Origin of the sequence: Streptomyces sp. Alt3 (genome assembly GCF_030719215.1) — a bacterium.
Taxonomy (GTDB): Bacteria; Actinomycetota; Actinomycetes; order Streptomycetales; family Streptomycetaceae; genus Streptomyces; species Streptomyces glycanivorans.
This window is the reverse complement of record NZ_CP120983.1, coordinates 1,394,142-1,406,527: the sequence shown is the minus strand read 5'-3', so window position 1 is coordinate 1,406,527 and position 12,386 is coordinate 1,394,142. Positions and strand designations below refer to the sequence as shown.

Genomic DNA, 12,386 nt, shown 5'->3' with positions numbered 1-12,386 from the left:
TGCTGCTCAAGTCGGCCGGTTCCTCACCTGCGACGGGCGGCCTTCTCCTGTTCCTTGCGCCGGGCGACCGTGTACTTCGACCAGTCGCCCCGGTGCCGGTCGCAGCGGGAGGCGTCCTTCATCGCCAGCCGTCGGCAGCGTGTGCCCTTCTGGGTGGGTGCTCCGCACCTCGACTGTGTACGAGCCATGCTCCGACCGCCCTCCGAGTCCCGTCGGCCGGGTGCCGACAGGGCCCAGACTCGCCCGCGGGCGTGGTGCCGGGGAAGGCGTACCGGCGCCTTCCGGGTGCGCTCCGGAGCACACGGGTGGCCGGGACGGCTCCCCGGGCGGCGCGTCGGCCGGCCGTCGCCGGGCGGGCCCTCCTCTCCTGCCGTGGTGGCCGGTGGCAGGAGAGGCCGTCCCCCCTCGACGGGCGTGCGCGGGTGGGGGTGGTCAGCGCCCGGACTGCAGTGCGGCCCAGGTGCCGGCGCCGACGGTGCCGTCGACCGAGAGGTTCCGCGAGCTCTGGTAGTCGCGGACCGCCTTGTCCGTGTTCGTACCGAAGGCACCGTCGGCGGCGACGGTTCTGCCCAGTGCCGCGGTCAGCGCCCGTTGCAGCCGCTTCACCCCGTCGCCCGAGGCGCCGGTGCCCAGAGCCGGAGTGGTGCCTGCCGAGAGCAGGGCGGTCCAGGTCTTCGGGCCGACCGTGCCGTCGGCGTCGAGACCACGCGCGGTCTGGAAGGCGCGCACGGCGTTCCCGGTGGCGGTGCCGAAGACGCCGTCCTCGGCGCCCGCCTGATAGCCCTGCTGGTTGAGCAGCGTCTGGAGGGCCTTCACCTGGGACCCCGTCGAGCCGCTCTTCTGGACCGTGTACGACGCGAAGCTCAGACCGTCGGCCGAACCGGCGGCGCCGCCGACGAGCTGCATGTAGTAGGTCCAGTTCCAGTTGGCGCCCGGGTCGGTGTGGTCGTTGCCGGGCGCCTCGCTGTGCCCGATGATGTGCGACCTGTTCTTGGCGATGCCGTACCGGTCGCACAGGTACTTCGTCAGCGCGGCCGACGAGCGGTACATCGTGTCCGTGAACCATGACGGGTCGTCGATGAAGCCCTCGTGCTCGATGCCGAGCGACGAGGCGTTGGCGCTCTTGGCGTGGTACGCGGTGTCCTTGTCGCGCACCATCTGGGTGACCTGGCCGTCCGAGGAACGGACCACGTAGTGGGAGCTGACCTTCGAGGTCGCGTTCTGGAACCAGCTGATGGTCCCGGCGTACGAGCCCTGGGTGACGTGGATGACCACCTTGTCCACCGTCGCCGTGCGGCCCGTCGCGAAGTTGGCGGAGTTGGCCGCGACCCAGAGGCCCGGCGGGTAGTCCGGGCTCTGGGCGGTGATGTCGGCCTTCGCGAAGGGGCCCTTGTCGGGTGAGACCGGCCGGGAGGTGACGGAGACCTGTTCGCCGCCCGCCACGGTGGCCCGCAGCCCCTCCGCGAGGAAGGTGTAGACGGTGTCCGCGTAGAGCGCGGCGACGCCACCCTCGGCTCCGCTGTAGCGGGCGACGACCGGGTACCAGGCGTCGATGTCCGCACGGTCGGCCGTGTCCATGCCCAGCGTGTCCGCGTGGTCCCGCAGCACGGCCGCGCCGCCCAGGATGTTCGTCCCGGTGTCCTTGCGGAGCTCCGCCGTGGACTCACCCGTCAGCGCGGAGGCCTTCTCCAGCGAGTGGTTGGCCGGATTGCTGACCAGGTGCATCACGCCGTAGCCGTTGTCCTGGCTGGGGAGCCCGGCGTGGCCGTTCAGATGGGTCTCGCCGTAGCCGACGGCGGCGAGCAGGTCGCGCGGTACGCCGTACTCCTCGGCGGCCCGGTCGAAGGCCTGGTTCATGGAATCCTCGTCGGCGGGGGCGGCTCCGGCCGACTGGCCGGCGGCGACGAGGGCGGTGACGGTCAGAGAGGCCAGAACGGCGGCACGGCCTCGGGTGTGGCCGGCGGGACGTCGGGGCATACCTGCTCCAGGTCTGTGGGGGAGGGGAGGCCCTCCGGACCCGGTGGGGGTGGACCGAGGGCCGCTGAGCCCGCACAGGCTATCCAGCCGCCCAGGACCTGACAATGATGCCCAGGCGTGTTCAACTTCCCTTCACTCCAATGGATTTGAGGGCTTTCGTAGGCCGCTCGGGTGGGCCGTCACCCCTGGTGGAGGGTGACGGCGCGACGCTGCGGCTACCAGCGGTCCCGGTGGATCACATCCGCCACCGGACGGCGCCGGACCGGTCCGAAGTTGCCCTGCGGCCACCCCACCGGAATGGCGGCGAAGGTGTGCGTGTCCGAGGGGATCCCGAGGGCCTTCTTCCACTCCTGCTCCAGCATCAGGTGCCAGATGGTCAGGTTGGCCGCGAGCCCCAGTGCCCGCGCGGCGAGCAGCAGGTTCTGGACGCCCGGGTAGACGCAGGAGCCCTCCGCGAGTGCCTGGAAGCGCGTCTGGGTGCTCGACATGTGCTCGAGACCCGCGGGGCCGAGCGACGCGGCGTAGACCCCCAGGCCCTCCTCGTCGAACTGCGCCTCCGGGAACTTGTAACAGGGGATGATCAGCGCCGGGGTCTCCGCGAAATGGTCGCGCTGGTACTCGATCGCCGCCACCATCCGCCCGTACGCCGCCTCGTCCATGCCCTTCGGGGCGTGCTTGCCGGTCGTCGCGAGGTAGGCGTCCACGCAGCGCTTCCAGAGGGGGGCGAGGTCCGCCATCACCGCGCGGTCGGTGACGACGACGTACTCGTACGCCTGCATGTTGCCGCCGCTCGGCCCCCAGACCGCGGCCTGTACGAGCTGGTCGATCGTCTCGTCCGGGACGGCGTCCGGCCTGAGGCGGCGCATGGCGCGCATGGTGGCCATGGTCGGGAAGAGGGCGGGTCCGTCAAGGGCGGGCGCGTCGGAGTACACCGTTTCGAAGGTCATGATCGCGGAGTTTACGGCTCAAGACCCGGCGCCGGGAGCCCTGTTGGAGGTGCTGTTCCCCTCCCGTCCAGTGACGGTCGGAGTTCCCGCTCCCACCCGGATCCCGCGCGGGGGAAGGAACTCCCGTCCGTGCAGGTCAGCGCCGTCGGAGCCGGACCACCGGAATGTCACGGCCGGTCTTCGCCCGGTACGCCGCGTACCGCGGGAAGACCTCCACCAGGTGCGGCCACACCCGCTCCTTCTCCTCGGGCGTGAGCGTCTCGGCGAGCGCGGGGAAGCGCTCCGTACCGACCCGGACGTCCACCTCGGGACCGTCCAGGAGGTTCAGGTACCAGAGGGGATGACTGTCCGAGCCGCCGTTCGACCCCACGACCAGGTAGTCGTCGCCGTCCCGCCCGTACATCAGCACCGTCCGCCTCCTGGCACCGCTGCGCCGGCCCACGTAGTCCAGCAGCAGGCAGGGGACACCTAGCTGGGTGGTGCCCTTCGTCCCGCCCGACGACTCGTACAACTCGGCCTGTGCCGCCACCCATGTGGCCGGGCTGCTCCGCACCGCCCCGTCGTGCTGCTCCGTCGTCATGGTGTCCCCGTCTCCGTCAGACGCTCGTGGCCGTACGTCCGTACGTCCGTGCCCATGGTGTCACCCGCCGCCGCGGCGCGGCGGAATCGCACACCTGCCCGTCCCCCCTCCTCACGGGGGAACGGGGTCGGGAACAGCGGCGTGGAAGGCGTATAAAGGGTCCCTCCCGAGCAGCCGGCGTCCCCGATGGCCATCTCACCCCCCACGCGGCCGGCGTCACCGCGTACCGAGAGCGGAGGAGCGTCCCCATGTGCACCTCGGAAGAGATCAGCGCCTTGCTCGTCACCAGGTTCGGAACCGACCCGGCGGCCATCCGGCCCGAGGTGCCGCTCCGGCAACTGCGGCTGGACTCGCTCGCCCTGGAGGAGCTCCGGCTCCTCATCGAGGACCGGATGGACGTCGATCTGGAGGACGTCGTCCTGTCGTCGCGCGACACGGTCGCCCATCTGGTCGCGGCCGTGCACAGCAAGGCCGGAGCGTGACGGCCCCGGGGCCGTTCGCCCGCCGGTCCGTGCGGCCGGGCATCGAGCCGTTCAGCGCCGCGGTCACCGGCGTCGGCCTGGTCACCGCCGCCGGTGTGGGGGCCGACGACGCCTGGCGCGGTGTCTGTGACACGGCGGTCGCCCCCTCCGTACCCCACCTACCGGAACTCGACGGGCTGCCCTGCGACTTCATGTACACCGTCGACGGCCTGGACCCGAAGGCCGTCCTGGGGGTCGCCGCGCAGCGCCTGATGGACCGGTTCTCGCAACTGGCCGTGATCGCGGCCCGTGAGGCGGTCGCGGACGCCGGACTCGACCCCTCGGTCTGGGACAGCGGGCGCGTCGCCGTCGTCATCGGCTCGGCCCATGGAGGACTGCCCTTCTACGACGAGCAGCACACCACCCTCACCGAGCGCGGCGCGCGGCGCGTCTCCCCGAAACTTGCCCCGCTGAGCGTCGTCAACGGGGCCGCGAGCAGCGTCGCCATGGACCTGGGCGTGCACGGGCCGAGCCAGGCCGTGTCCACGGCCTGCTCCTCGGGCACGGTGGCCATCGGCACGGCCCACCAGATGCTCCGCACCGGTGCCTGCGACATCGTCGTGGCGGGCGGCGCCGAATCGGTTCGCTCCCGGCTGCTGATCGCCAGCGCCTGTCAGATGCGGGCCGTCTCCACCCGGCGCGACGACCCCACGGCCGCGTGCCGTCCCTTCGACACGCACCGCGACGGGTTCGTGGTCGGCGAGGGCGCCGGACTCCTCGTCATGGAGCGGCCCGAGCACGCCCGCGCCCGCGGTGCCACCGTCCGCGCCCGGGTCGCCGGCTACGGGGCCTCCAGCGACGCCCACTCCGCCGTCGCCCCCGACCCCGACGGCCTGGGCATCGAGCGCGCGCTGCGCACGGCCCTGGCCGACGCCGGTGTCGACGCCTCCGACATCGGCCACGTCAACGCCCACGGGACGTCGACCGTCGCCAACGACCTCATCGAGGCGACCATGCTGCGCCGCGTCCTCGGTGAACACCCCCTCGTCACCTCGACGAAGGCCATGACCGGACACACCCTGGGCGCCGCGGGCGGGATCGAGGCCGCACTGACCGTCCTCGCACTCCAGCACCAGCTCGTCCCGCCGACCGGCAACCTCGACGCCCCCGACCCGGCGATCCCCGTCGAAGTGGTGAGCAAGGAGGCCCGGCACGCGGCGTTCGACTGCGCAGTCAAGACCTCGCTCGGCTTCGGCGGACACAACGCGGCGCTCGTGCTCACCAGGGCCTGACGGGAAGCGAGGAGCACCGTGCCCGAGGAGATCATCCGCTCGCTGACCGTGGACGGACTGCGGTACGGCTACCGCCTGCTGCCCCGTGACCCGGCCGCCGGCAAGGCCTGCGCCACCGAACCGGTACTCGTCATCGGCGGTGCGCTGCAAGGCATGTACGGGTGGCCCCAGATGGACGACCACCTGGGCCCGGTGGCCGACGTGGTGACCGCCGATCTTCCCGGCATGGGCTCGGCGGACCCCCTGCCGCCCGGTCCCAGTGCCCCGGTCCTGCGCGCGGCGGTCACCGGGATCATCGACGACCTGGGCGCCTCCCGGATCAATCTCTTCGGCTTCTCCTACGGAGCGGCCATCGCCTTCGGCTGTGCGCGCCACGACCCGCGGCGCATCGCGCGGCTCGTCCTCGGAGGCGTCCCCACCCACATCGGTGAGGACCAGCGCGCCTACTGGGTCCGGGCGACGCAGGCGCTGACGGAGGGCGACATCGAGGGTTTCGCGTCGCAGGCGGCCGACGGGCTGATGTGCCTGGACCCCGAACGGCACGTGCACCGCAGGGAACTGGCGCGGCGCTACGTGCGGCGCTCCTTCCTGCACGCGCTCGCGCACTCGGAGCACGCGGCCGAGTCGCTGCGGCGCGCGCTCGGGGACCGGCCGGACTTCTCGGGCGGGCTCTCGGGCGTACCGGCGCTGGTGTTCGCCGGGGAGCACGACACGGTGACACCGCCCGAGCTGCAGCGCCGGTTCGCGGAGACGATCGAGGGGAGCCGCTTCCTCACCCTCCCGGAGTCCGACCACTGGGTCGTGCTGGAGCGGTCCGACGAGGTCGCCGCCCTGGTGACCCGCTTCTTCACGGACCAGCCGCTCGGCCCGGACCCCGTCGCCCGGCTGCCGCACCAGGCGCAGGGCACCCGGACCGCGCAGTCCTCCCAGGCCGCGCAGTCCTCCCAGGCCGGGCAGGGCGCTCCGGGCCCGCAGGTGTCGCGGGGTACGGCGGTCAGCCCAGGGAACTCCACACCCGCATCGCCCCCGCCCCCCGGTTCGCCCACACCGCGTACGGCACCGCTGTGAGTTCCCCCGCCCTCACGACCGTGACGCCGCCGAGCAGCCCGGGGCGGTGCTCCGTATCGAGAGCGGTGCTCGCCTGGAGCAGCACCTCGTTCAGCCTGCGGGAGATCCCGGCGGGTGGAGCGGCCTCGGCAGTCGTGCGGGGGGAGTAGCGATACGGCCGGTCGTACGGGCGGGGGTCCGGGTGGCGGCCCCGGCGGGGACCGCCACCCGGGCGGGTCAGTGCCGGTGGCCCTTCCCCTTCACGTCGATCCGCACGATCTGCGGGTCGTGGTCGCTCGCCTGCTCGGCGAACTCGGCGTTGATGTGCACCACGTCGTAGTCGAAGCGGCTGACGGCGGGGCTGGTCAGGATGTGGTCCAGCGTCTGCGAGTTGCCGTCGTAGACGTAGCTGTACTGCTCACCCCTGGGCAGGGTGGTGATCAGCGGCCGGAGTACCTTGCCTGCGGTCAGCGCCTTCACGGTGGGGGAGAAGGCGAAGTCGTTCAGGTCGCCGAGCGTGACGACCCGGGCCGACTTGTCCGCCTTCAGCAGCGAGGTGACGAAGGTGTTGACCTCCGCCGCCTGCCGGACCCGCTGTGTCTCCGAGCTGCGCGCCGGCTCCTGGTAGCGGCCGTGCAGGGACTGGTCGCCGCCCTTGGACGCGAAGTGGTTGGCGATGACGAAGACCGACTCGCCACGGAAGCGGAACTCGCCCACCAGAGGCTTGCGGCTGCTGTCCCAGGCCGTGCTCGTGGGGTTGATCCGGCCGGGCGACACGGAGAGCGTGGCGCCCTTCTTCGTCCTCACGGCCTGCACGGCGGTCGTCGCGTCACCGCCCGGGCGGTCCACGAAGTCGACCCGGTCGGGGTTGAAGAGGAAGACGTTACGGATGTTGCCGCCGGGCTCGCCGCCGTCCCGGCCGTCCTCGGGTGCCACGTAGCGCCAGGCGTAGCGGGGGCCGCCGGCCGCGACGATCGCGTCGGTGAAGCGCTTCAGGGTCGCCTCGGAGCCCACGGTGCCGTCGTTCACCGCACCGTTGTCGTCCTGGATCTCCTCCAGGGACACGACGTCCGGGGACGACAGGCTGACGGCCACTCCCTGGGCGAGCGTGTCGAACTTCGCCTGCTCGTCGTTCGCGTCGAGGTTCTCGACGTTGTAGGTGGCGACGGCGAGTTCCTTGCGCTTCTGCTTCCGCGTCACCTCGCGCTTCAGGCCGTTGTCCTTCAGCGTGCCCAGCTCGGTGGCCTGCACGTTGTAGCCGCCGTACGACGCGTAGTCGACGACCCCCGTGGTGGAGCCGGTCAGCACGTCGCCGACGTTCGCGTCCGGGACCGGCCGCGAGGCGTCCAGCGACATCACCTTGAGGCGGCCGGTGTTCTGGTCCTCGTAGGAGGCGTACAGGGTGCCGCCGCGCCGGGTCGGGTTCTCCCGCGGCTTCACCGTCACCCAGACCTCGTCGTACGCGGTCGTCGCGCCGGTCACCCGGGTATCGGCCATCGTGACGCGGGTGCCCTCGAGGGACTCGTACAGATCGAGGGCGTACGCCGACGGGTCGAGGGCGATGGCCTCGATCGAACCGCCGCCGGCCGTCGGCACATAGCCGTCGGGCACCGAGGAGGCGTCGAGGACGACGGCCGCCGGCAGGGCGTTGCCGGAGGACAGGACCGTGGTCAGCGGGGCGGTGATCTGGGTGAGCGACTGCGCCCCGGTGGCGGGGTAGTACTCGGCGACCTTGCCGCTGACCAGCACCGAGTCGCCGACCGCGACCGTGGGTGCGGTGGAACCGGTGTAGACGAACACACCCTCGCTGGTGCGGGGGTCGGAGTCCGGCGCGGTGTCCTGGATCCAGAAGCCGCGCGAACCGGTCGTCCGCACGCCGGTGACGACGCCCGGGACCCCGGTGACCTGCTGTCCGGCGAGCGGGGAGAGACGGGTCGTGCCCTGGATGTCGTGCACACGCACGGTGCCGGGCTCCGTCGGCCCGCCGGGCTCGCCCGGTCCGGACCCGCCGGAGGTCTCACCCGCGGAGTTGACGGGGGTCGGGGCACCAGCGGTCAGGTCGGCGGCGTTGTCGTCGGTGTCCGCGAGTGCCGAGCCGCGCGCCACGGAGGCGGTGGCGGAGGCGCCCGTGACGGGACCGCTGCCCTCCCGCACGACCGCGGAGCCGTAGCCGACGAGGTCCACGATCCGGGAGTCGGCGGCGCAGTCCGCGGCGGTCCTGCAGGTCAGCGGCGTGGTGCCGGAGACGAGCGCGACGGTGCCGCTCGCCGCGGACATCGCGATCGTGCCGGTCGCGTCGGCGGCCGGCAGGGCCACCGTGCCGCCGGTGCCCGCGGCCTGGGCGACGAGGTAGCGGCCACCCGGAGCGACGGAGCCGGACAGCTCGGAGACCTGCCACAGCGATCCCGCCGAAGGGGTGCCCGGCAGGTACTGGACGCTGAAGCCTGACAGGCCGAAGGCGCTCCCGCCGGCGTTGGCCAGCTCGATGTAGTCACGGGTGAGCGTCGCACCGGAGTTGCCCCCGCCTCCGTACACCTCGGAGACGACGGCCGACGACGACGGTGCCGCGAAGGCGGCGGGCAGCGCGGTCACCGAGAGGGTCACGGCGACGGCGGTGGCCAGCAGGGCGGAGCCGGGTCTGGCTATGTGCACGGGAACTGCCCCCAAATGTGTAGTGAGGGGCAAAAAGCTATGCGCGTAGACCGGTCGTGGCAAGAGACCGGAGGTTAATTCCGGGCGTCATTACCCCGTACGCGCCGGGCAGTTCGGTCCCGTATCGGCCCCGCCCGGAGCACCGCCAGGCGTCGGGGGTGCCCGCGACGGCGTTGCCCCTCCGCGACCTGCGGTGGTCCGGGGAGTGCCGGACGACGGCCGGTGGTCCGCCGCCGGCGCGGAAGTCCACCATGCGGTCAGGTGTTTGACCGGCTCGCTCGATCGAGCGCCCGCGGTCCACCCGCGCACCCGATGAACCCCGCCACGGACCGCCTGAAGCCGTGCTCGGAGTTCCTGACCGACTGCCACCAGGGCGGCTCCGTCACCGGGACCGGAGCACCGGATACGCCGCCAGGGAGAACGAGTGCCCGGCGGGATCGGTGTAGACACGGACGTCGCGGGGACCGCTGTTGCTGTCCCCCGTGTCCACGGGCCGGGCGCCGAGGCCTATCGCCTCACGCTCGGCCTCGTCCATGTCGTCCGGGTCCACCAGGACACGCAGATGCGCCTGGTGGGAATCCTCCGGGCGTGGCCAGCTCGGCGGGGCGTAGCCGTGGTCGCGTCGGACGGCCAGGTGCACACCGGCGTTCCCGACGATCTCGACGAAGTCCGGATCGCTGCCGATCCGCGTCTCCGCGTCGAGGAGGTTCGCATAGAAGTCCGCGAGCTCGAGGGGCTCGGCGCAGTCCAGGACCAGAACACTCGTTTTACCCACAGTCATGCCCCATCGCTACCCCCGATGGGGCACCGCACGCCGGAACGACTCAGTCCGCCTCCGACGGGGGCGCGCCTCCCGGCCGCACGGCGCGCCCGGAGGAGGACCGGACGGACGCGAACTAGGGTGCGGACCATGGCAGAGAGCACGGAGCACCAGGCCACGGGCATGCCCGGCCCCGGCCCCTCCGACCCCCGTCGCTGGCGTGCGCTCGCCGTCTGCCTGGTGGCCGGCTTCATGACGCTGCTGGACGTCTCCATCGTCAACGTGGCGCTGCCGTCCATCAAGGAGGGCCTCGACACCCCGGAGTCCGACCTCCAGTGGGTGCTCTCCGGATACGCGCTCGCCTTCGGCCTCGTCCTCATCCCCGGCGGACGCCTCGGCGACGCACGGGGCCGGCGCGCGGTGTTCATGGCGGGGCTCGTCCTCTTCACCCTGGCCTCCGCCGCCTGTGGTGCCGCACAGTCCAGCCTCTGGCTCGTCGTCGCCCGGCTCCTCCAGGGGGCGGCGGGCGGACTGCTCTCGCCCCAGATCTCCGCGCTGATCCAGCAGATGTTCTCCGGACGCGAGCGCGGCCGGGCCTTCGGCATGTTCGGCACCGTGGTCGGCATCTCCACCGCCGTCGGCCCGCTCCTGGGCGGCCTCCTGATCCAGGTGGCCGGAGCGCAGGAGGGCTGGCGCTGGGTGTTCTACGTCAACCTGCCGATCGGCGTCGTCTGTCTCCTGCTCGCCCGGCGGCTGCTCCCCGACACACCCTCGGCGACCCGGGTACGCCCACGCGACCTGGACCCCGTCGGCGTCCTGCTGCTCGGGGCCGGAGTCCTCGCGCTGCTGCTGCCGTTCGTCCAGGCCCAGCAGTGGCCGGGCGACGCGAAATGGCTGCTCCTGGTGGTGGCCGCGGTCCTGCTCACCGCGTTCGTCGCCTGGGAGTCCCGCTGCGCGCGAAGGAACGTCCAGCCGGTGCTGAACCTGTCACTCTTCCGGCTCAGGTCCTTCTGGCTGGGCTGTCTGATGATCCTGCTGTACTTCGCCGGCTTCACCTCGATCTTCTTCATCAGCACGCTCTACCTCCAGTCCGGTCTGCACTACACCGCCCTGGAGGCCGGTCTCGCGATCACCCCGTTCGCCCTGGGCGCGGGCGCGTCGGCGACCATCGGCGGCCGGCTGGTCGGCCGCTTCGGGCGGCCCCTCATCGTCGTGGGGCTCACCATGGTGGCCGTCGGACTCGGACTCACCGCACTGGCCGCACACCTGGTGCCGGGCAGGGGCGCCGGGCTCGCGATGGCGGCCCCCCTGCTGCTGGCCGGTCTGGGCAGCGGTCTCGTCATCGCACCCAACCAGACCCTCACCCTGTCGGAGGTCCCGGTCGACAACGCGGGCAGCGCGGGAGGCACCCTCCAGACCAGCCAGCGCGTCGGCTCCTCCATCGGGATCGCCGCCGTCGGCTCGGTCTTCTTCGCCCAGCTGGGGCCCGGTGACTGGGCGGCGGCCTACGACCACGGGCTCCTCGTCTCCGTCGCGTTCGTCCTCGCGGGCCTGATCGTGGCCCTCGCGGACGTCGTGGCGGGCAGGCGGGGAAGAAGACGTCCCGAGACGTCCGAAGCCACCGACGCCCCGAGGAGGACACCATGAGCGACACCGAGGACCAGGACGGGAACCGTTCGTACGGCCACAAGCCCTTCAAGCGCTCCCGCAGCCACTTCGCCGACCGCATCACCGCCGACGGCCGCGACGGCTGGCCCGTCGAGGCCGGGCGCTACCGCCTGGTCGTCAGCCGGGCCTGCCCCTGGGCGAGCAGGGCCCTGGTCTCCCGACGGCTGCTCGGACTGGAGCGGGCCCTCTCCCTGGCCGTCGCCGACCCCATCCAGGACGACCGCAGCTGGCGCTTCACCCTCGACGAGGGCGGCAAGGACCCTGTGCTCGGCATCGGCTACCTGAGCGAGGCCTACGACGCGCGGGAACACGGCTACCCCGGCGGAGTCAGCGTGCCCGCGATCGTCGACGTACCCACCCGGGCCCTGGTGACCAACGACTACCAGCAGATCACGCTGGACCTGGCCACCGAATGGACCGAGCTGCACCGCCCCGGTGCCCCCGACCTGTATCCGGAGCGGCTGCGCGACGAGATCGACAGCGTGATGGACGGCGTCTACAGGGACGTCAACAACGGCGTCTACCGGGCGGGGTTCGCCTCCGCGCAGGGCGAGTACGAGGCCGCGTACATCGATGTGTTCCGCCGCCTCGACCTGGTCTCCGAGCGTCTCGCCGGGCAGCGTTACCTGGTCGGGGACACGATCACCGAGGCCGACATCCGGCTTTTCACCACCCTGGTGCGCTTCGACGCGGTCTACCACGGCCACTTCAAGTGCAACCGCTCGAAACTCGCCGAGGACCCCGTCCTGTGGGCGTACGTCCGGGACCTCTACCAGACCCCCGGCTTCGGTGACACCGTCGACTTCGACCACATCAAACGGCACTACCACCAGGTGCACACCGGGATCAACCCGACCGGCATCGTGCCGCTCGGCCCCGACCTGACGGGCTGGCTCACCCCGCACCACCGGGAGGAGCTCGGCGGCCGGCCCTTCGGTGACGGCACCCCGCCCGGCCCGGTGCCACCGGGCGAGGAGGTCCCGGCGCGCGGGCGCCCCTGAC

The 12,386-nt window shown here is 72.1% G+C and carries 11 protein-coding genes and 1 pseudogene; 5 read left to right on the top strand and 7 right to left on the bottom strand.

Annotated elements, in window-relative coordinates; genetic code table 11:
* Nucleotides 1-23: 23 nt before the first annotated feature.
* The 4 genes from P8A20_RS06045 to P8A20_RS06030 all read right to left on the bottom strand — a co-directional run bounded on the left by P8A20_RS06045 (nt 24) and on the right by P8A20_RS06030 (nt 3,504).
* Nucleotides 24-188 carry a hypothetical protein gene (locus P8A20_RS06045; RefSeq protein ID WP_187282158.1) on the bottom strand — a complete coding sequence of 55 codons (165 nt, stop codon included), beginning with the start codon at nt 186-188 and terminating at the stop codon, nt 24-26.
* A 244-nt stretch (nt 189-432) separates the two neighbouring features.
* The gene (locus P8A20_RS06040) at nt 433-1,977 is read right to left on the bottom strand and encodes a peptidoglycan-binding protein (protein ID WP_306103022.1); all 1,545 of its coding nucleotides are present in this window, start codon (nt 1,975-1,977) and stop codon (nt 433-435) included.
* A gap of 215 nt (nt 1,978-2,192) precedes the next feature.
* Complete coding sequence (locus tag P8A20_RS06035; RefSeq protein ID WP_147960066.1) at nt 2,193-2,924, bottom strand: nitroreductase family protein; 732 nt, start codon at nt 2,922-2,924, stop codon at nt 2,193-2,195.
* 136 nt (nt 2,925-3,060) lie between these two features.
* Nucleotides 3,061-3,504, bottom strand: a complete 444-nt coding sequence (locus tag P8A20_RS06030) for a nitroreductase family deazaflavin-dependent oxidoreductase (RefSeq protein ID WP_147960067.1) — start codon at nt 3,502-3,504, stop codon at nt 3,061-3,063.
* A 248-nt stretch (nt 3,505-3,752) separates the two neighbouring features.
* Between P8A20_RS06030 and P8A20_RS06025 the strand changes: the two genes are divergently transcribed.
* The 3 genes and pseudogenes from P8A20_RS06025 to P8A20_RS06015 form a co-directional block, all read left to right on the top strand.
* Nucleotides 3,753-3,986: an acyl carrier protein gene (locus P8A20_RS06025; RefSeq protein WP_147960068.1), complete on the top strand. Its 234-nt coding sequence runs from the start codon at nt 3,753-3,755 to the stop codon at nt 3,984-3,986.
* The gene (locus tag P8A20_RS06020; RefSeq protein ID WP_147960069.1) at nt 3,983-5,257 is read left to right on the top strand and encodes a beta-ketoacyl-[acyl-carrier-protein] synthase family protein; all 1,275 of its coding nucleotides are present in this window, start codon (nt 3,983-3,985) and stop codon (nt 5,255-5,257) included. The genes P8A20_RS06025 and P8A20_RS06020 overlap by 4 nt, the downstream gene beginning before the upstream one ends.
* Before the next feature lie 18 nt (nt 5,258-5,275).
* Nucleotides 5,276-6,157 (top strand): annotated as a pseudogene (locus P8A20_RS06015) (alpha/beta fold hydrolase); the annotation flags it as partial.
* A gap of 94 nt (nt 6,158-6,251) precedes the next feature.
* Here P8A20_RS06015 and P8A20_RS38635 read toward each other — a convergent pair.
* The 3 genes from P8A20_RS38635 to P8A20_RS06005 form a co-directional block, all read right to left on the bottom strand.
* The gene (locus P8A20_RS38635) at nt 6,252-6,410 is read right to left on the bottom strand and encodes a hypothetical protein (protein WP_327330071.1); all 159 of its coding nucleotides are present in this window, start codon (nt 6,408-6,410) and stop codon (nt 6,252-6,254) included.
* 131 nt (nt 6,411-6,541) lie between these two features.
* Nucleotides 6,542-8,956, bottom strand: coding sequence for a DUF8508 domain-containing protein (locus P8A20_RS06010; protein WP_306103020.1), 2,415 nt, complete (start codon nt 8,954-8,956; stop codon nt 6,542-6,544).
* A 382-nt stretch (nt 8,957-9,338) separates the two neighbouring features.
* Complete coding sequence (locus P8A20_RS06005) at nt 9,339-9,737, bottom strand: VOC family protein (protein WP_147960072.1); 399 nt, start codon at nt 9,735-9,737, stop codon at nt 9,339-9,341.
* Nucleotides 9,738-9,866: 129 nt separating this feature from the next.
* Between P8A20_RS06005 and P8A20_RS06000 the strand changes: the two genes are divergently transcribed.
* Entirely contained in the window at nt 9,867-11,363 is a 1,497-nt protein-coding gene (locus P8A20_RS06000; protein ID WP_147960073.1) for an MFS transporter, read from the top strand.
* Nucleotides 11,360-12,385: a glutathione S-transferase family protein gene (locus P8A20_RS05995; RefSeq protein WP_147960074.1), complete on the top strand. Its 1,026-nt coding sequence runs from the start codon at nt 11,360-11,362 to the stop codon at nt 12,383-12,385. The genes P8A20_RS06000 and P8A20_RS05995 overlap by 4 nt, the downstream gene beginning before the upstream one ends.
* Nucleotide 12,386: the final 1 nt, after the last annotated feature.

Excerpts from the sequence above, each read along its gene's own strand:
- P8A20_RS06030 (WP_147960067.1), bottom strand. The coding sequence starts at position 3,504 with ATGACGACGGAGCAGCACGACGGGGCGGTGCGGAGCAGCCCGGCCACA.
- P8A20_RS06045 (WP_187282158.1), bottom strand. The coding sequence starts at position 188 with ATGGCTCGTACACAGTCGAGGTGCGGAGCACCCACCCAGAAGGGCACA.
- P8A20_RS06040 (WP_306103022.1), bottom strand. The coding sequence starts at position 1,977 with ATGCCCCGACGTCCCGCCGGCCACACCCGAGGCCGTGCCGCCGTTCTG.
- P8A20_RS06035 (WP_147960066.1), bottom strand. The coding sequence starts at position 2,924 with ATGACCTTCGAAACGGTGTACTCCGACGCGCCCGCCCTTGACGGACCC.
- P8A20_RS05995 (WP_147960074.1), top strand. The coding sequence starts at position 11,360 with ATGAGCGACACCGAGGACCAGGACGGGAACCGTTCGTACGGCCACAAG.
- P8A20_RS06025 (WP_147960068.1), top strand. The coding sequence starts at position 3,753 with ATGTGCACCTCGGAAGAGATCAGCGCCTTGCTCGTCACCAGGTTCGGA.
- P8A20_RS06005 (WP_147960072.1), bottom strand. The coding sequence starts at position 9,737 with ATGACTGTGGGTAAAACGAGTGTTCTGGTCCTGGACTGCGCCGAGCCC.
- P8A20_RS06000 (WP_147960073.1), top strand. The coding sequence starts at position 9,867 with ATGGCAGAGAGCACGGAGCACCAGGCCACGGGCATGCCCGGCCCCGGC.